The 18,709-nt window shown below is 36.1% G+C and carries 14 protein-coding genes and 1 tRNA gene; 7 read left to right on the forward strand and 8 right to left on the reverse strand.

The genetic code is table 11. The features are described from left to right. Positions 1 to 16 precede the first annotated feature (16 nt). The 6 genes from FKR84_RS07940 to FKR84_RS07965 all read right to left on the reverse strand — a co-directional run bounded on the left by FKR84_RS07940 (position 17) and on the right by FKR84_RS07965 (position 7,290). Positions 17 to 421, reverse strand: coding sequence for a curli production assembly/transport component CsgF (locus tag FKR84_RS07940; RefSeq protein ID WP_141421758.1), 405 nt, complete (start codon positions 419 to 421; stop codon positions 17 to 19). A gap of 11 nt (positions 422 to 432) precedes the next feature. Beyond that, the gene (locus FKR84_RS07945; protein WP_141421759.1) at positions 433 to 1,206 is read right to left on the reverse strand and encodes a CsgE family curli-type amyloid fiber assembly protein; all 774 of its coding nucleotides are present in this window, start codon (positions 1,204 to 1,206) and stop codon (positions 433 to 435) included. Positions 1,207 to 1,218: 12 nt separating this feature from the next. Next, positions 1,219 to 1,740 carry a hypothetical protein gene (locus FKR84_RS07950; RefSeq protein WP_141421760.1) on the reverse strand — a complete coding sequence of 174 codons (522 nt, stop codon included), beginning with the start codon at positions 1,738 to 1,740 and terminating at the stop codon, positions 1,219 to 1,221. Positions 1,741 to 1,883: 143 nt separating this feature from the next. Continuing rightward, positions 1,884 to 3,137: a curlin gene (locus FKR84_RS07955; RefSeq protein WP_233357711.1), complete on the reverse strand. Its 1,254-nt coding sequence runs from the start codon at positions 3,135 to 3,137 to the stop codon at positions 1,884 to 1,886. Positions 3,138 to 4,040: 903 nt separating this feature from the next. Further along, positions 4,041 to 6,227 (reverse strand): glutamine synthetase III family protein, encoded by a 2,187-nt coding sequence (locus FKR84_RS07960; protein WP_141421762.1) that lies wholly within the window; start codon positions 6,225 to 6,227, stop codon positions 4,041 to 4,043. 112 nt (positions 6,228 to 6,339) lie between these two features. Further along, on the reverse strand, positions 6,340 to 7,290 hold the full coding sequence (locus tag FKR84_RS07965; RefSeq protein ID WP_141421763.1) for a calcium/sodium antiporter: 951 nt from the start codon (positions 7,288 to 7,290) through the stop codon (positions 6,340 to 6,342). A 199-nt stretch (positions 7,291 to 7,489) separates the two neighbouring features. Between FKR84_RS07965 and FKR84_RS07970 the strand changes: the two genes are divergently transcribed. Next, entirely contained in the window at positions 7,490 to 7,669 is a 180-nt protein-coding gene (locus tag FKR84_RS07970) for an SsrA-binding protein (protein ID WP_141421764.1), read from the forward strand. Here the strand turns inward: FKR84_RS07970 and FKR84_RS07975 are convergent. Further along, complete coding sequence (locus FKR84_RS07975; protein ID WP_141421765.1) at positions 7,666 to 8,181, reverse strand: adenine phosphoribosyltransferase; 516 nt, start codon at positions 8,179 to 8,181, stop codon at positions 7,666 to 7,668. The two genes, FKR84_RS07970 and FKR84_RS07975, sit on opposite strands and share 4 nt — an antisense overlap. Before the next feature lie 294 nt (positions 8,182 to 8,475). Here FKR84_RS07975 and FKR84_RS07980 point away from each other — a divergent pair. The 6 genes from FKR84_RS07980 (at position 8,476) to FKR84_RS08005 (ending at position 16,500) form a co-directional block, all read left to right on the forward strand. Then, positions 8,476 to 8,549, forward strand: a tRNA-Arg gene (locus tag FKR84_RS07980). 762 nt (positions 8,550 to 9,311) lie between these two features. Continuing rightward, positions 9,312 to 10,127, forward strand: a complete 816-nt coding sequence (locus FKR84_RS07985; RefSeq protein WP_141421766.1) for a hypothetical protein — start codon at positions 9,312 to 9,314, stop codon at positions 10,125 to 10,127. A gap of 193 nt (positions 10,128 to 10,320) precedes the next feature. Further along, positions 10,321 to 11,634, forward strand: coding sequence for a T9SS type A sorting domain-containing protein (locus tag FKR84_RS13370; protein WP_233357712.1), 1,314 nt, complete (start codon positions 10,321 to 10,323; stop codon positions 11,632 to 11,634). A gap of 514 nt (positions 11,635 to 12,148) precedes the next feature. After that, complete coding sequence (locus FKR84_RS07995) at positions 12,149 to 15,589, forward strand: T9SS type A sorting domain-containing protein (RefSeq protein ID WP_141421767.1); 3,441 nt, start codon at positions 12,149 to 12,151, stop codon at positions 15,587 to 15,589. A 12-nt stretch (positions 15,590 to 15,601) separates the two neighbouring features. After that, positions 15,602 to 15,808 (forward strand): hypothetical protein, encoded by a 207-nt coding sequence (locus tag FKR84_RS08000; RefSeq protein ID WP_141421768.1) that lies wholly within the window; start codon positions 15,602 to 15,604, stop codon positions 15,806 to 15,808. A 98-nt stretch (positions 15,809 to 15,906) separates the two neighbouring features. Next, the gene (locus FKR84_RS08005; RefSeq protein ID WP_141421769.1) at positions 15,907 to 16,500 is read left to right on the forward strand and encodes a pseudouridine synthase; all 594 of its coding nucleotides are present in this window, start codon (positions 15,907 to 15,909) and stop codon (positions 16,498 to 16,500) included. A gap of 80 nt (positions 16,501 to 16,580) precedes the next feature. Here FKR84_RS08005 and FKR84_RS08010 read toward each other — a convergent pair whose 3' ends face one another. Next, positions 16,581 to 18,545, reverse strand: coding sequence for an endonuclease (locus tag FKR84_RS08010; RefSeq protein WP_141421770.1), 1,965 nt, complete (start codon positions 18,543 to 18,545; stop codon positions 16,581 to 16,583). Positions 18,546 to 18,709: the final 164 nt, after the last annotated feature.

Consider the following 18,709-nt stretch of genomic DNA (forward strand, 5'->3'; position numbering starts at 1 on the left):
AAGTAGTTAAGTATGGTTAATTAGGAACTATTACCTGCGTCTGCTCTCCGTTTGAAGTATCAAGAATATTAATTATCAAGCCTTCATTAGATTCAAAAACTTCTATTGCTAAACTTCCGAAACTAAAGGTGCCTGGTTGTGTTAAATCTCCTATTCCTTCTATTTGCTGCTGCAACAAACGTCGAGATATTTGACTTAGAATCTGACTATTTAAAGACTCTCCAAATCGCTCTAATTCAGACTGTTCTTGACGGCTCGCTCCAGGAGCAGTAAACCCATTTTGCGCATTGGCAGAACTTAGCATCCATTGGTAGTTAAATGTTTCTCCTCCAAATGCCGGGTTTATTGGCTTATACGTTAGTTGTTGTGCACTTAAAGCGCAACTAAAAAAAATAAAAGTTAAAAAGATTAAATATTTCATAGGATTTATATTCAATATCTTGTAATTTGTTGATTTTGTTGTTGCAAACGTTGCAAATGAGCTATAGCTCTGCTTAAAGCCGTTTGTGCCATTTGCTTTAAAAATTCTTTTCTAGGTTGGGAGAAAAATTGCCATACCAAATCATCGCCAACTTTTACACTAATTCTTGTTGTTCTGCCGCGTCCTGGCGCTTCATCTATCGTAATATTTTTAGCAGATATAATTCCTCTATTATAGTATTCTGAGTAAAAATATCGGTGGAAATCTCTACCAGCTTTTGTTAATGTGTTTTCAATTATCAAGCCGTTAATTACAAAACCGTCCTGCGGCTTAGCTTGATCTGGAGAGTTGGCAGCCGGTTGTTCGCGCTGCGGATCAATTTCTGTTTTACCACCTTCTTCTAAAACCAATCTATCTTTACCAATAGGTTTCCCATCTTTATCATAAAGAAGCAGTGCTAAAATTATTTTTGCATCTTCATTAAAATTTATATTTACCTGAGCCAAGAGTATTTTCTGATTGCCTTTTATAAAAAAATCATTGGCTTGACTACTTTTTGAAACGTTGCCTTTTACATCTTCCTTAAATACCATAAAATCATATTGCAATGGATAATCAGAAGGAGTCAAATTTTCTGCTGAAGCTTTAAAAGTTGTAAACTCGCTATTCTTCTCTACCAGTATCTCGGCTTTAACTTCTTTATTAAAATATTGAGCATGAAGTGTATGCATTGACATTAAAGCAAAGAGTAGACAAGTTAATTTAAAGTAGTTGTTTAGTTTCAAAATAAAAATCTATTATTTATAACTTCGTATAATAATATCCGGCGAATTTTGTGTTTGTTTAAATTTTAAAGATTTCGTTATTTCATTTGTTCCAAAACGCTCAAAATAATTACCTCCTTCTTGTCTTAATTCGAGTGAGGCGTCTACATTACGGTCGTAAACAAAATCTTTTACAATATTATAATCTCCATTCTGAAGTATATTGGTATATATGGTATTAGCTGTATAATCTAAATTAGCGCCGTTTTGATTCCCGTTTTGAATAAGGTTAATCTCACTAGCGTTGGTTTCTGCACTAATAGCCGCTTGATTACCTTCACCTATCTGTCTAACAAATACAGCATTATTGGTTAAAGTAGCGTTCTTAGGATTAACACTATTATCAATACCTATAGCCTGGAACAACTCGGGCGTGGCTGCTTGAGCCTCTCCGGTTTTTTGCCCTTCTGTTTTCTCTTCTTTATAGGTTTGCGAAAAACTGTGCGAACCCACAAAAAGAAAAATAGACAAAACTATGTATGTTAAATTTTTCATAATAGTAAATATATTAATTTTTTATTAAAACAAGCATATATTTTTTAAAATAAGGAGGGCATCAATAATATGAGCCCTCCTCTTTTGTGAAATTATTTAGAATTTTTCAATTCTTTAATCTTATGTATTTAGTTAAGGGCATCTTAACATCCTACACAAGGTTGATCGATAGTGAAATCTCCTGGTGTTTGTGGGTTTTCTGGTACATTCATATCAGGAAGTTCACAGTCTATAGCATCTAAATCAAAGTCTCCACCTGGACCTAACTGAAGGATATCAGCTACGTTACCACCATTAGGCATTCCTACTGGCATACCACCTGGAAGGTTTTGCTCTACATTGTAGCTATGACCACCACGTTGTACTAACAATATTTGGTTACACTCTCCTCTTTGAGCTGTTGTGGCACGGTTACTATCACCATCTTGGTAAGTGTTCACGATATTATCATGACCTCTTTGTGTAGAAAGCGCGATGTTATCATCACCCATTTGTCTTTGGTAAGCTTTATGGTCAAATCCGTTTTGAGCTATACCAGCTTCACTATTTGTACCACTTTGATCTTGACGAGCATAGTTACCTGCGCCCATTGGAGAACCGTAAAGGTTTTGTACTATAAAGCCTGAGTTACCAGAGTTAGATTGATTTTGCTCTGCATAGTTAGCATTGTTAGGATCATCACCAAACTGACGAATATCAGCTTCGTTTTCGTGACCGCTTTGGTTTTGGAAAGCCATACCTCCGTAAGAACCTAAAGTTTGAGACCCATTTGTTACGTTGTCTACTAACTGTAAGTCACTCCAAATTGGATCAAAAGAATATCCAGTAGTTACATTACCTTGTGCAATTATAGCAGAGTTACCAGCACTTCCTGAAGATGCATCAGTAACTTGGTCTTGTTGTGCGTAGTTGTCGTCTCCGGATTGGAAAGTTCTTGCTACATTACCTGCTCCAGCTCCAAGTTCTTGTCTAACAATAGACTCGTTACCGTCACCAACTTGCTCTACTTCGGCCTCATGACCGTCTGTACCGTTTGGCCCAGCTTTTTGACGAATATAAGAAGTGTTTTCGTTACCCATCTGACGCGTCCAAGCATCATTATTATCCCAAGTTTGGAAAGTTAACGCATTGTTATCATCGCCATCTTGATCTATAGCAGCAAAGTTGTTCTCAGCATTCTGGTTATTACCTTGCTGAATTAACGCTTTGTTTCCAGCGCTAGCATCATTATTTTGCCCTTGACGCGTAATTGCATTATTCTCATCTCCCTGTTGCCAAGTAGTAGATTGGTTTTCTGAACCAGACTGGTAAACATCTGCCAGGTTTAAATAACCACTAATTGACGGGTTAGGGTTTACAGCACCAGTTTGCTTTACACGTGCCAAGTTACCTCCCATACCAGAACCATCGTTTTGGTTAGTATATACAGATTGACTAGTACCTGCCTGACGAACCCAAACTCTGTTATCATTTCCGTTTTGAACGGACTCACCCGTGTTAGCTCCTGGTGCAGATCCAGCTTGTGCGGGAACTTGCTGAGCTGTGGGCGCTCCACTTACCTGAGCGAATCCAATCGCTCCAATCATTAGCGCTGCTGCGCTTAACATTACTTTTTTCATGATTTAAAAATTTAGTTATTAATAATTAGTATTTGGTATTGATTGTAAAATCCATTATTTTGGTTAAGCCGTCTTTGGCTAAATCTGTTTTTAGTCTACCTAGGTTACAGACAACCTTACGGCATTATTCACACATCATTTAATTGCTAATTGTTTATTTTTACTTTCAAAGAAGATTATAATCTATAATCACCCTTGGCTATAAACTTTCACATTTCATAGAATATAAAATTGAAATTTTCCGCGGTCATTATCTCAAAATTTTATTCTTTTCTACTGGTACTAAATTACATACATATCAACCCTATAACAATAAAATTCATAATTTATCGATATAAACCTATCTATTTTCGTTATACTGCAATAGATTAATATATTTACTCACTTAGTCGCAAATACGTGTCGATCAACGGATTGGATACGTAATATACGCATTAGATATAGGACGTAGTAAATGGGTTTTAATCTGAAAAAAGGAAATTTCACGCAACAAATCCTAAAATAAATTCCGTTTATCTATTCCGTAAAGAAAAATAATGTCGAGATAGGAGTGTTTTTCTTTATCTAGTAGTGTTTATTTTTTTAGGTATAAAATATTTTACCGCTAATTGAGATTATCTCATAATAAAAAGCCCTACCAAAATTGGCAGGGCTTTTTTATACACCTTATTATATAGGTAATTAATTAGTAAACAACAACTCTCTAAATTTAGTTAGCGGCCATAGTTCATCATCTATAAGTAACTCTAACTTATCGCAGTGGTAGCGTATACCTTCAAAATAAGGTTTTACCTGGTTGCAATAAGCAAAGGCTTTTTCTTCTGAATTTTCTATTTTATTAGCCTTTTTACGTTCTTCAATCATATCTGTAATGCCTTTGTTTATTTTTTCAATATGTCTAGAAATATCTGCTATGATAGTCAATTGTTCACTAGCGTGGGTTTTAAAATCTTCGCCGTAAATTTCTTTAAGACCTTTTACGTTTTTAATAAGGATATTTTGATATCTTATTGCTGTAGGAATTACGTGGTTGCGTGCAATATCGCCGAGTACTCTTCCTTCAATTTGTATGTGCATGGCATAAGCTTCTACTTCTATCTCGTGCCGCGCCTCTATTTCTGTGCGGTTCATTACTCCCATTTCTTCGTAGAGTTTAACTGCTTTTTCGCCAATTTTAATTTTTAATGCCTCGGGAGTATTTCTGTTGTTACTTAAGCCGCGTTTTTCAGCTTCTTTTTCCCAAGCTTCTCCATAACCATCGCCTTCAAATCTAATTTTTTTAGATTTTTTAATGTAATCGCGCAAGACGTTAAAGATGGCGTCATCTTTTTTCATCTTTTTCTTTTTGATAAGCTTATCTACCGCAGCTTTAAAATCCTGTAATTGCTTTGCCATAATTGTGTTTAACACAGTCATTGGGTTAGCGCAATTGGCTGTAGATCCTACTGCACGAAACTCAAATTTATTTCCTGTAAAGGCAAAAGGAGAAGTTCTGTTTCTATCTGTGTTATCGCGTAGGATTTCTGGAATTTTACCAACTACGTTTAATTTTAAATCCGTTTTTTCTTGTGCAGACAACTCCCCGTCTGTTACTTTTTCCAATTCATCTAAAACTTTGGTAAGCTGCGAGCCTATAAATACAGATATAATGGCCGGTGGAGCTTCGTTTGCACCTAATCGATGATCGTTAGAGGCAGTTGCTATAGAAGCGCGCAACAATTCTTCATTATCACAAACGGCTTTTATAGTATTTACAAAAAAGGTTAAAAACTGCAAGTTCTTCATTGGGGTAGAACCGGGACTTAGTAAATTGGTACCGGCATCTGTAGATAAGGACCAGTTATTATGTTTGCCGCTTCCGTTTACACTTGCAAAAGGTTTTTCGTGAAATAAAACCCGTAAATCGTGCCGGTCTGCAACCTTATCCATCAGATCCATCAATAACAAATTATGATCTACCGCCAAGTTAGCTTCCTCAAAAATTGGAGCCAACTCAAATTGGTTAGGTGCTACCTCGTTATGTCTTGTCTTTACCGGAATACCCAAAAGCATACATTCGTTTTCGAGATCGCGCATATAATTTAAAATTCTAGACGGGATTGCACCAAAGTAATGATCGTCTAATTGCTGACCTTTTGCCGGCGGATGCCCCAAAAGCGCTCTTCCTGTAAGTGTAATGTCTGGTCTAGAAGCTGCTAATGCTTTATCTATTAAAAAGTATTCTTGCTCCCAGCCTAAGGTAGCATTCACTTTTTCTACTTTTTTATTAAAATACTTTACTACATCTGTTGCTGCTTTATCCAAAACATGTAAAGAACGCAGTAAAGGCGCTTTAAAATCTAGAGATTCTCCTGTATAGGAAACAAAAACTGTAGGTATACAAAGGGTTGTTCCTAATATAAACGCCGGCGAGGTTGGATCCCAAGCTGTATAACCGCGAGCCTCAAAAGTGTTTCTAATTCCCCCGCTAGGGAAACTGGAAGCATCTGGTTCTTGCTGGACCAAACTACTACCGCCAAACTTTTCTATAGCTTGACCGTCTGAAATGGTTTCAAAAAAAGCATCATGTTTTTCAGCTGAAGTTCCGGTTAAGGGTTGAAACCAGTGTGTATAATGCGTTGCGCCTTTAGAAATTGCCCATTCTTTCATTCCTGTTGAAATATGGTCTGAAATGCGGCGTTTTATTTTTGTACCGTATTGAATTGCATCCATAACGCTACTATACGAATCTTTTGTAAGGTACTGGCGCATAGCTCGCTCGTTAAAAACATTTTTAGCAAAGACTTGCGAGCGTCTTTCGAATTCTTCGACTTCTACCGGTTGACGGTTAAAACATTGTTTGAGGGCATAAAACCTTAAAGTTGACATACAGATTGTTTTTGTATTAAGTTCACAAAAGTAAAATTTTTTGAGAACACCCCTCTATTTTAATGTTAATTTGTTTTTAAATACACTTAAAAAAATTAACACCCCTCCAATTTTACCCATTTATTACAGTTAACGCTATAAAAATAGAATATGCTGCAAATAAGAAAAATCCTTTGATACGGCTAAATATAAATTTCTTAGGCAAAAATACTAGTGGTAATAGTACCAAAGCAAAACCAAGCATCCACCAGACATCTGTGCTTAATACTTCTTGCGATTGCATTTTAATTGGCAGAATAAAGGAAGTAATTCCTAAAACAGAAGCAATATTAAAGATATTAGAACCAATTAAATTCCCTAAAGAAAGCGCTTTTTCTTTTTTTACAGCCGCCATAACAGAGGCCGCTAATTCTGGTACACTTGTACCAACTGCTACCATAGTAACAGATATTACCCGTTCACTAACGCCAAGTTTGGTAGCCAAATCAATAGAACCTGCTACCAACCAATCTGAGCCAAAATATAAAGCTGCCCCGCCAATTAAAAGCCAAATAACAATTTTAAACCAAGAGGTTTTCTGCAAATTTGTATCGACTTCTTCTACTTCTACTTCGTCATTTTTTCTGGCCCTACGCAATAAAACTACTAGATAAACAACAACCATAGCAAGTAAAGAAAGCCCTTCTACCCTACTTAAAACCTCATCATTTTTTAGAAAAAAATAGAGGGCAAGCGAAAATAGAAGCATTACAGGCCAATTGAATTTATAGAAATCACGGTCTATGCTTATCGCGGAAATCATAGCAGTTACCCCCAACACCAATCCTAAATTGGCGATATTAGAACCAATAACATTTCCCAAACTAATATCTGAAGCACCATTAAGAGCAGCTTGCAAACTCACTAATAATTCCGGTAAAGAAGTGGCAAATGAAACTACAGTTAATCCAATAACCATAGTAGAAATATTTAGTTTAAAAGAAAGAGAAACTGAAGACCTAACCAGAAACTCTCCGCCAACAACCAAAAGTACAAAACCTGCAATTATAAGAATTATAGACATCTATTTTTTGCGGCTAAGATAAAATAATTATTTGGCATACCTTTTAGGAAGTATAGATTGCTGTTATTTTAAGTTAGCTATAAATTGTGTAAGAACATTAAATAATTTTATTACCGGTAAATTGCTATAATTTTCTTAAAAACTAGTCCTTTATTTAGACACTAGCCTCTATTATTGTATTTTAGTTAAAAACAAGACTATGGGACTTAAAACAGGTTTTTTTAGAACTTTAGCAAAAGTTAATAGAATAGTATTACCTAATTACACCAAACGCGGATTAGATTTGTGGGAAGCAACTAAGCTGCAAAAAATTATTATTGGTTGGAAAGCTTGGGTAACCAAACACGCGGGTGGTAATCAAAAACTTTTACAAAACTAATAGGAAAGCAAAACCTGTGTTGGATATTGCTTTATCTGCTCGATACCGTTTAAAGCTTTAATCTCCAACAAAAAATTGCATTGCACAATCTCTCCTTCCAGTCTTTTTACCAAATTACAAGCTGCTCTTGCCGTGCCGCCGGTAGCTAAAACATCGTCGTGAACAAGCACGTTTTCGTTTGGTAAAATAGCATCTTGGTGAATTTCTAACCAATCGTTACCATATTCCAAATCATAAGCTTCTTGCAACACTTTATAAGGTAATTTGCCTTTTTTTCTTACCGGAACAAAACCTGCTTTTAGCTTTTGCGCCAAAAGCATAGCAAAAAAGAAACCGCGGGACTCTACACCAACTACTTTGTCTATTTGCATTGTTGGTAAGTTTTTCACAAATTCATCTACGCAGAATTCTACCGCTTCCGGATGCATTAAAAGTGGCGAAATATCTTTATAGGAAATTCCTTTTTTAGGAAAATCCGGCACTACGCGAATATATTTTTCTAAATCTAGCATTGGATTTTTATTTTAAAAACAAATATAAATAATCTGAGCGTATATTTAATTACCCCAAATCATACGCGGTATATTTAACACAAAACAACAATACATGTATATAGGTATGCATTTGCAATTTCCAATTTATTCTTTTGAAAGGCTTTTTCTTCTTTCAGCTAAAAAATTTTCCTTTACGGAAAAATAGAAAGCAAGTAGCCAGCTCTGTAAGAAATTAAAAAATAATAGGCTCAATAATAATTATAAAAAAATTTGTGAAAATGTAAAATAAGCATAACTTTGCACCCGCAAAAAGGCCTCGTAGTTCAACTGAATAGAATACCTGATTACGGCTCAGGCGGTTGCAGGTTTGAATCCTGCCGAGGTCACATCAAGCAAGAAACCACGTTTATATTTAAACGTGGTTTTGTTTTTTTAAAGAGCGCAGAAAAGCAATAGCTTTTTAAAAGCGAAGTAAAAACATAAAACCAGGATCGCCCATAAGGCGAGATGTAGTTTCTTATTTGCAAAAGCGAGCGCAAAAGGAAAATCGGAGATAATCCTGCCGAGGTCACATCAAGCAAGAAACCACGTTTATTTTTAAACGTGGTTTTGTTTTTTTAAAAAGCGTTGAAAAGCAATAGCTTTTTAAAAGCGAAGTAAAAACATAAAACCAGGATCGCCCATAAGGCGAGACGTAGTTTCTTATTTGCAAAAGCGAGCGCAAAAGGAAAATCGGAGATAATCCTGCCGAGGTCACATCAAGCAAGAAACCACGTTTATTTTTAAACGTGGTTTTGTTTTTTTAAAGAGCGTTGAAAAGCAATAGCTTTTTAAAAGCGAAGTAAAAATACAAAACCAGGATCGCCAATAAGGCGAGACGTAGTTCTTATTTGCAAAAGCGAGCGCAAAAGGAAAATCAAAGATAATCCTGCCGAGGTCACATCAAGCAAGAACCACGTTTATTTTTAAACGTGGTTTTGTTTTTTTTAAAGAGTGTTGAAAAGCAATAGCTTTTTAAAAGCGAATGAAAAATTGACTGCAAAATAAAACCACTAAAACCGTCTGAAAATCAGATACTTAATTTTTTTTTAGCTAAATTTGTAAGTAAGCAAACCGGTAAACTCCAACTGGTCTTTAAAATTTTTGTTATGAAAAAAGTACTGATCTTCTTTTTAATCGGGTTTATCTTTTCTAGTTGTAGTTCTGATGACAGTAATTTAGATAATAGCGTCGATTACTCTGATTATGTAACAGAAAACGGTATTGAAACGGACATAAATTTTATGCCGGCAGAAAAATATAGTGATTTAGATAGTCCGCAACCGCCTTCGTTACAACTAAGATTAGCCACCACAGAAATATATCCGTGTGTTAATTACGGTTTAGTTACCTCTGAATTTATAATAGGAAATGAGTTAATTATCCGGTTTGACGAAGTTACTGAACCCGAAATTTGCCTAACAGCATTGGGACCCGCAATTTCTTATATTAACCTGCCGAAAAACATCAGTAAACTTACTTTTATAAACGCTAATGTTATTGATAAATATGCACTAGAAATTAACGAAGAAAAAGTTTCTGTTTCGCTTCTTGAAAGTAATTTTACAAGCTCTTTACATGATAAAACCTTTAGAATTCCAGAAAATTCCTTTGCCTATGTATGCGGAACAAACACCAACAACACCTATATTTATGAGGATTTTCTAACAATTTTGGAAGAAGACGAAAGCTTTACGGAATTTACTTTTGAAGGAGAAGGAAGAATACCTTATCCCGAAAGTACCCAAGGTCATTGGGTAAACCATCCGTCAAGATTCTTTTTATATTCCAACGAAAGTGAATTCGAAAATTTAGAAAACACGCTACACGAGTATTCCAATCAAAATATTGAAGAAAACTCCGGTGTCACCATTGCAATCTACGGGTGGAATAATAAAAAATATTATAGTTGGCTAAATGATTAAGATATTAGTCTTGTGACAAATCGCAGCATTTTAATCAATACAAAAAACTCAGCATAACTTGGTCTTACTTTCTAAAAGAATAGCTTCCATATTTCTAAACTAAAAACCATTACCAAAAGCAATAAAAATTGGTTTCCTTCGAAGCTTCGGTAGTTTTTGCGTACCTTGTCTGTTAATCAATTTTTAAAAAGTTATGAAAAAAATTACTTTATTACTTGCCTTATTTAGCTTTGGTTTGCACGCGCAAACTTTCCCAAATCCTTATTGCGACATTGATGCAGATGGCACTACTGTGGAAGAAATCACAACAGTGAGCTTTGCGGAAAACGACATTACCAACACCAATACTTCTGCTATTTTAGTAGATGAAACTGCGGTTACCGCAACCCTTAGCATTGGCGAAACTTACACGCTAACCGTTGGCGGAAATACCGCAGGAGATTTTGACAACAATATTGTGGCTTTTATAGATTGGAACCAAAATGCTGTTTTAGACGATGCCAACGAAATTTACGAAGTAGGAACAATCACCAATTCTACCGGTAACGACGGCAATACCGTAAGTATGGATATTACGGTTCCGGCAGATGCTTTGCCCGGCAACACGCGAATTCGCATTACAAAAACTTATACCGATAATGAATCTGTAGCAGAAATTGATCCCTGCGCTATTGCAATGAATATTTCTGGCTACGGGGTTTTTCCGGGTTACGGACAAGGACTGGATTTTACTTTAAATATAGAAGATAACACCCCTTTCCCAAGTCCTTATTGCGACATTGATGCAGATGGCACTACTGTGGAAGAAATCACAACAGTGAGCTTTGCGGAAAGCGACATTGCCAACACCAATACTTCTGCTATTTTAGTAGATGAAACTTCGGTTACCGCAACCCTTAGCATTGGCGAAACTTACACGCTAACCGTTGGCGGAAATACCGCAGGAGATTTCAACAACAATATTGTGGCTTTTATAGATTGGAACCAAAATGCTATTTTAGACGATGCCAACGAAATTTACGAAGTAGGAACAATCACCAATTCTACCGGTAACGACAGCAATACCGTAAGTATGGATATTACTGTTCCGGCAGATGCCTTGCCCGGCAACACGCGCATTCGCATAACAAAAACCTATACCGATAATGAATCTATAGCAGAAATTGATCCTTGCGCTATTGCAATGAATATTTCCGGCTACGGGGTTTTTCCGGGTTACGGACAAGGACTGGATTTTACTTTAAATGTTGGTGAACTAAGTACAAACGTCTTTGAAACTTCCGCGTTAAGCGTATACCCGGTGCCTACACAAGATATTTTAAATATAAACTACAAGACAGATTTGCAAACTGTAAAAGTATATAATCTTTTGGGGCAAGAAGTTTATACTAAAAGTAAACTTACGTCACAAACCGCAATAAACTTATCTGGTTTAAGTAATGGCGTTTATGTTGTAAAAGTATTTACGGAAAAAGGACAACACAGTTTTAAAATCGTAAAACAATAATAATTAGCGACTGTTTTACATAGTTTATTCACCAATTTTTATGCAAAAAGGTTAGGTCTCCCTAACCTTTTTGCTATTCATTGCCTTTTTAAAATAAGCGCAACATAAGATTATTTTATCTCACCCACGCATTACAAATCTTTCCGGAATAATCTTCTCTATTTCGCAACCGGTATATAAAAATAGCGGTTTTAATTTTCAGTATAGATTTATAAAAAACGCTTCTTGGCACACCAAAAACCGTGGCGCATTTAATTTTTAATAGTTTATTGAAACAATCCTCAAAATAGCTCTCAATACACTTAAATATTCTTAAAAAAAATCTTAAAACTATCTTAAAACTTAATTTTTTGTTATAGCAAATAATTTTCTACCGATTAACTGTGTTTTTTATTCGATAAAACGAATATACGTCTTTACATATAAGCAACTTTTAACGCAAACATAATTTTATTTAAGACAGGTTGAAAGAACTTACTCCTACTTTTATCTTTCAACATTTAACTATTTAATCATGAAACATTTATTACTCAATTTTTTACGGAAATTTATGTTCCTTATTGCGCTTTTGGCTTTGGGGACAACCACACAAGCACAGATTTTTAGCCAGTATGTAGAAACCGATTCTGGTACTACACCTAAGGGAGTGGAAATTGTAAACAATACGACTAACACCTTAGATTTTTCTACCAATAATTTAATTATCCAAAAGGGTAGTAATGGAAACTCTTTAAATAATGATGCAACTGTATCGTCAGGTACTTTAGCACCGGGAGAGGTTATGGTTGTTGGTAGTTCTGACATAGGAAGTTATTTAACAAATCAAGGACTAAATAATGTATTATACGTAGAAAAACCATTTACTTTTAATGGAAATGATGCTCTTGCAATTGTATATAATGGTACTACAACAGATGTTTTTGGTAATCCGGGAAATGATCCGGGATCTGCGTGGGAAGGAAACGGCGTTTCTACACATGATCAAAATATAGCTTTAATAGAAAACCAATTTAACACTGGTAATACAACCGGATTTACAGATCCCAGCACACGTTTTACAACTATAAGTACCACTCCTACCGGAACTAACGGTTTAGACGGTTTTGGCATTGCCCCTACTCTGACTTCCGCTACTGGACCAACCATAAGCAACATACAACAAACTCCGGCAGCCGGAGATGTAAATCCGGGAGAAACGGTTACCGTTACTGCCGAAATCACCTCTCCAAATGCGCCAATTTCAGCACAATTAAGTTACACAGTTGATACAGGTTCTATTATAGATGTAAACATGAATCAATCTGGTGGTAATCCTAACATTTACACAGCAGATATTCCAGCTCAAGCTGAACTGGCAGAAGTAAATTATTCTATTTATGCGGTAGATAATAATTTAGACGATGTTACCAGTAGCAACTACACCTATACTGTTCTTTCTAATGAAGCCGCAAATCTTTTAATAGCTGTACAAGATTTTGATGGCACCACGCCTAATTGGAATTTCAGCACAAGTATTGCTCAATTTATATCTAATGATGGTACCGATTATTTTAGTGTAGTTCAAGCAGATACCATTCCTGCTATGTCTTCTACTAACTTTAGCGGAAACATTTTTGGTGAACGTGATTTATTTAGTCCAGATGGGACAGAGCCGGATAACGTATTTGTAGATATTGAATTCGCAACTTTAAATATTTCTGAATATACTGATGTAGAATTAAGTTTTGATTACCAAATTGTTGGTTATAATGCAAGTACTGACGACGCAAAATATGTGCTGACTTTGGATGGTGTAGACCAACCGGAAGTATTTATAGTAGATGGTGGTAACGATCCTCAGGATGCAGAAGGCACTATTACCATTCCAATTTCTACCGAGGTACAACAGGTTAAATTTACTATAAGTGTAAGAAACAATGGAGGTGACGGCTATTCGGGGTTTGACAACATTCAATTAACCGGTAAAACTGCGTTTCCCACTTATGTTTACGATAACGGAAGTTGGACTCCTACCAATCCGTCAGGTAATTCTAACAATACCGATGCTATTTTAGTAAAAAATGGTACTGCAACTTTATCTGGTTTTGTAAATATTAAAGATGTTCAAATTAACAGTGGTGCCACTTTAGATTTGAATTCGTATCAATTAAATATGACTGGAGATTTAAATAACAACGGAACTTTTATTGCAGACAAGGCTACTTTAAATATGGCCGGAACTGGTCAACAATTTATAAATGGTAATGGTTTTGAAGTGAAAGACCTAACTGTAAATAGTCAACCGGGCACCGCATTAAACACTGCTGTTTCTATAAACAAAACCTTAAGATTAGATAATGGCGATTTACAAACCAACGGAAATTTAACGTTGTTAAGTTATGAATACACGTTATCAGGTCAAACAACTTATAAATCTGCTCAAGTAGCTGAAATTGGAACCGGAACCATTACTGGCGAAGTAACCGCAGAAAGATTTATTCCGGCCAATCGTGCTTTTAGATTTATCTCTAGTTCGGTTACGACTACTACCAGCATCAATGAAAACTGGCAAGAAGGCGTACATAATACCGGTACTAATTTTCCTGCAGACAACCAAAATCCAAATCCGGGTTATGGTACGCATATTACAGGTTCTACAACTGGTAACAACGGTTTAGACGCTACACCAAGCGGTAACCCGTCTTTATTTAAATTGAATAATACTACGCAAAGTTGGTATGCGGTTGATAATACTTTAACCAATACTATAGACGCGGGAGAGCCATTTAGATTATTTGTACGTGGAAGCCGCGGCGTGAATGTAACAGATAATCAAACCACGCCTATCCCAACAAGGTTACGTGTAACCGGTTTGTTGGCACAAGGTCCGCAAAGTTTTAGCTACCCTAATTTAGCAAACGAAGATTTTATATTTTTTGGTAATCCGTACCACGCTACTGTAAATATGGCCCAGGTAATAGCAGCATCTACCAATATAGACGAGAACTACTATTATGTTTGGGACCCTAATATGGGAACGCAAGGTGCTTATATTGCCGTAGATTTATCAAATGGCAATCCTTATGATATTAACGGATCTAGTAATTCTGAAGCTAACGAGTATTTACAAACACAACAAGCTGCTATTGTTAGAACCAACGCAGCGGGCACAGCCACTTTAAATTTTGAAGAGTCGCATAAAGAAGCGAATGTTTTTACAGAAGTTTTTAGAAATGCAGAATCTTCTGCAGTTGCAGCAAATAATACAGACGTAGCTTTACGAGCACATTTGTATACCACAGCAGATTATAACAATAATAAATTGTATTCAGATGCTTTCGCTCTGTTGTTTGATGATACCTTCAACCCTAATGTTGATAGAAAAGATGCTAAAAAGCTGTTTAACATCAACGAGAATATGGGTATAGAGAAACAAGGAGAGTATTTTATGGTAGAAAAAAGAAACCTGCCACAAGACGAAGAAGAAATTGCTTTGTTTACCAATAACTATCGCGACCAAAATTATACGCTATTATTTAGCGCAGAAAATTTTGGCGACTTGACACCTTATCTAAAAGATAACTTTACGGAAGAGTTAACTGCTCTGGAAGCTGGTCTTACTACTTATGAGTTTAGCATAGACCAAGACCAATCTGCAAGTTTTAGTCCAGATAGGTTTAGTCTTGTTTTCCAAGAAGATGGTTTGGGCGTAGAAGAAGAAACACTATCAGATTTTAGCGTTTATCCAAACCCGGTTGTTACCAACACTTTCTTTATTGAATTGCCTAAATCTAACACCAATAAGATAGATTTAAGTATTCATAATCTATTAGGGCAGGAAATCACAACTAGCTCTAAAAGAACAGACAACCAAGGCTTAGAAGTTACTTTAAACGGAGAATTACAAAGCGGAGTGTATATCTTAAGTATTAACACTGGTGATAAAGTAATAACCAAGCGAATTATTAAAAAATAAAATCTAGCAATTATGAAAAAGAAACATATATATATACTGAGTGTAACGCTAATTGTTTGCCTTTTTATGGTCAATACAAGTTATGCGCAAGGTTTGGGAGATTTACCGGGTTTTGACACGGGAGTTGATGATGAAACACCCGCAGCCCCCATAAACGGTTTAATTTGGTTAGGAATCGCTGTTGGCTCTTATTTCGGAGTAAAGAAACTTAGAGAATAGAGATTTATTAACTAGTTAATTGTTGAGAAGGAGCCATTTTTTGGCTCCTTTTTTTATGGAAATCAATAGCTTTGTAAACTCACTATCTTTCGGTAAGTATGCAAACAACCCACAAGCATTTTAAATTATTTAAACCTTATGGTTATTTAAGCCAGTTTATTACCAACCAAGCTAAAGCCAAAAAGAAAAAAATGCTGGGAGATTTATATGCTTTCCCAGAAAATACAATGGCCGCCGGCCGCTTGGACGAAGCTTCAGAAGGTTTGCTAATTCTAACCACAGACGGTAAGACAAGCGCTGCAATAACCGGCAGAAAAACCGAAAAAGAATATTATGCCCAAGTAGACGGCATTCTTACACAAGAAGCTGTAAAAGCTTTACAAAATGGTGTAAATATCAGTTTGCAGGACGGTAATTACACTACCTTGCCTTGTAAAGCAAGAATTTTACATAAAACCCCAGATTTACCAGCACGAGCAAAAAAAATTCGCGATGAACGCCACGGACCAACCAGTTGGGTTTCTATTACCTTAACGGAAGGAAAATACAGACAAGTTAGAAAAATGACCGCCGCTGTTGGTTTTCCAACTTTGCGTTTAGTACGAATACGAATAGGAGAAATTAGCGCAGAAAACATGCAAGCCGGCGAAGTAAAAGAAATCACCAAAAAATTAAACAAGTCTCTACTTTAACGCCAAAAAAACTGCTTTAAATTGGTCTTTTTTAGAAAAATCTCAACTTAAAGCAGTTAGGTAATAAACAAAATACCTGTTTACTTAACTATCAATTTTTTGGTAGTACTGTTATTTTTACTGAATAATTTTACCAGATAAACCCCACTAGATAAATTAAGGTTTATTTGCTGCGTTTCGCTAACTTCCTGCTGGTATATTTTCTCTCCTAATAAGGTAAATAGTTGCATTTTACTCTTTTCTTTCACGCCGCTTATTGTAAATGCACCACGAGTAGGGTTTGGATAGAGTTTTATGTTCGCTATTTCATTTTCAGCTACAGCTAAATCCTGATCCCATTCTTCTCCAACTTGATTTCCCCAAATATATTCTACCAAATCCGGCTGATCTATAAACGGGTTTCGGTTATACTGCCAAGTATAAACTATATTATTGCGGTTCATTTCATAATCGTCTGGCGGATCGTTTCTATGCCAGTCCAATAAAGTTTCTAAATCTCCTAATTCTCCGGTAATACTTGCACTAGGATAACCGTCTACCACAGATAAATCGTTATAGCGTACGGCCATATATAAAACACTTCTGGCCACATCTCCTTTAAAACTTCCTAAAGTTCCTACCGGACCATCATAACCGGCCGGACCATAATTTTGATTGCCACGAGAGCTGTTTTCAGGACCGTCTACTGCTCGTAAAGCGTGCGCATCCGAATTTCCGTGACGAAGCGAATCTGCATTGGTTGTCCAAAAAACATCAGGACCGTCTGCAAAATCGTCATCTTCTATACTATAAAAACCACCACGCGATCTAGGATAAGTATGTTCGCGATTCCAAGTTCCCGTATTGTCTGAAGTAGTTTGTATATCTAACTTTGGTCTGCCTTGTTCGGTATAAACCAACCAAACTTCGTTACTGTTTTCCGGATTTTGGTCAGCTTCTTTTAAAATATCGTACACGTCTGCATAGGTTTGTGTTCGAACTACATCTGGATCTGCTATAATATCTTGTAAAGCTTGGCGCAAAGCAGTTGTTGCCAAACCGTCTAAAGTGTTGTAATAACCATCTGGTTGGGTACTGGCAACCACATCATAAGTTGGGTTGGTTGGCGTACCCCACGGCGCTACCGTAAAATCGTTATCTACTACTCTAATTAGTAGATTATCATTTAATTTAAAAAAACCTTCCGGTAGTTCTGCCACACTTATAACCATTTCTTCGTCTCCTTCATCTAAATTATCGTCTACCAATGTGATTGTAGTAGAAATAGTATTATCTCCTTCGGGAATTATAGGGGTGGTATTTCCGGTAAAATCATCCTGATTAAAACCATTATTATCTAAACTAAAATTGATGATCAAATCTTGGTCAACCGGTTCTTCTGTAGTAAAAGTAATTACAAAAGTATCTCCTTCATTATATTGGTCTTGGGTGGTGTTAAAACTCAAACCGTTTAGAACTACTCCACTCCCATCATTCAATTGTCGCGGGGTTGGCGTTGCAACAAAATAACTGCCGTCGTTGGCAAGTTGTATAGACTCAAAACTTTTATTGTTATTGGCATCTTCGTCTATTTGCTCGGTTACGCCCAATAAGTTCATCAAGCTTGTAGCGTCCGGATCGCTGGCACCGTAAACTAAAGCGTCTACCAAATTGTTTGTAGTTGCCAAAGTTCCCTCGGGAAAATCGTTGTAATCTGCATCATAAATGGCAACGGCATCTGCGCCATTTTGAATAACATTTGCACTTATTAAATATTGCGGAGTTGGCGTAACCGTATTGCTGCCAATTAGCAACAAACCATTAACATCTGTAGTATAACCACTAAGGTCTATAGTATAGTAACTAGTGTCTCCGCCAGAGGTAGAGCCATTAAACAATACCACCACATAACCGTCTAACGGGAAATTGGCAACATCAGATTTTATCTCGATAAATTCTTTATCGTCTATACTTTCTGTATCAGAATCTAACTCGTTTATTACCAATTGCGCATTTGCAAAAGAGAAAATAAAGAGTATTGATAAAAGGGGTAAAATTTTCTTCATAATAATTATTTTTCACAAAGTTACAGATAAAAGAATGTTTTAACCCTTTTTCTACTTTTTAATTAATTGTGCACGAAGTTTTACGGTTAAACCGAAACGTTTTTTCCGTAAAGAAATACGAATATTTACAAGTTTAAATAGCAAAAATTATTTCACACAAGCGC

Source organism: Haloflavibacter putidus, from assembly GCF_006546625.1.
Classification (GTDB): domain Bacteria; phylum Bacteroidota; class Bacteroidia; order Flavobacteriales; family Flavobacteriaceae; genus Mesonia; species Mesonia putida.

Coding starts and splice junctions, on each gene's coding strand:
- FKR84_RS08005 (WP_141421769.1), top strand. CDS start 15,907: ATGCAAACAACCCACAAGCATTTTAAATTATTTAAACCTTATGGTTAT.
- FKR84_RS07960 (WP_141421762.1), bottom strand. CDS start 6,227: ATGTCAACTTTAAGGTTTTATGCCCTCAAACAATGTTTTAACCGTCAA.
- FKR84_RS13370 (WP_233357712.1), top strand. CDS start 10,321: ATGAAAAAAATTACTTTATTACTTGCCTTATTTAGCTTTGGTTTGCAC.
- FKR84_RS07970 (WP_141421764.1), top strand. CDS start 7,490: ATGGGACTTAAAACAGGTTTTTTTAGAACTTTAGCAAAAGTTAATAGA.
- FKR84_RS07985 (WP_141421766.1), top strand. CDS start 9,312: ATGAAAAAAGTACTGATCTTCTTTTTAATCGGGTTTATCTTTTCTAGT.
- FKR84_RS07995 (WP_141421767.1), top strand. CDS start 12,149: ATGAAACATTTATTACTCAATTTTTTACGGAAATTTATGTTCCTTATT.
- FKR84_RS08010 (WP_141421770.1), bottom strand. CDS start 18,545: ATGAAGAAAATTTTACCCCTTTTATCAATACTCTTTATTTTCTCTTTT.
- FKR84_RS07940 (WP_141421758.1), bottom strand. CDS start 421: ATGAAATATTTAATCTTTTTAACTTTTATTTTTTTTAGTTGCGCTTTA.
- FKR84_RS07965 (WP_141421763.1), bottom strand. CDS start 7,290: ATGTCTATAATTCTTATAATTGCAGGTTTTGTACTTTTGGTTGTTGGC.
- FKR84_RS07950 (WP_141421760.1), bottom strand. CDS start 1,740: ATGAAAAATTTAACATACATAGTTTTGTCTATTTTTCTTTTTGTGGGT.
- FKR84_RS07975 (WP_141421765.1), bottom strand. CDS start 8,181: ATGCTAGATTTAGAAAAATATATTCGCGTAGTGCCGGATTTTCCTAAA.
- FKR84_RS08000 (WP_141421768.1), top strand. CDS start 15,602: ATGAAAAAGAAACATATATATATACTGAGTGTAACGCTAATTGTTTGC.
- FKR84_RS07955 (WP_233357711.1), bottom strand. CDS start 3,137: ATGGGAGGTAACTTGGCACGTGTAAAGCAAACTGGTGCTGTAAACCCT.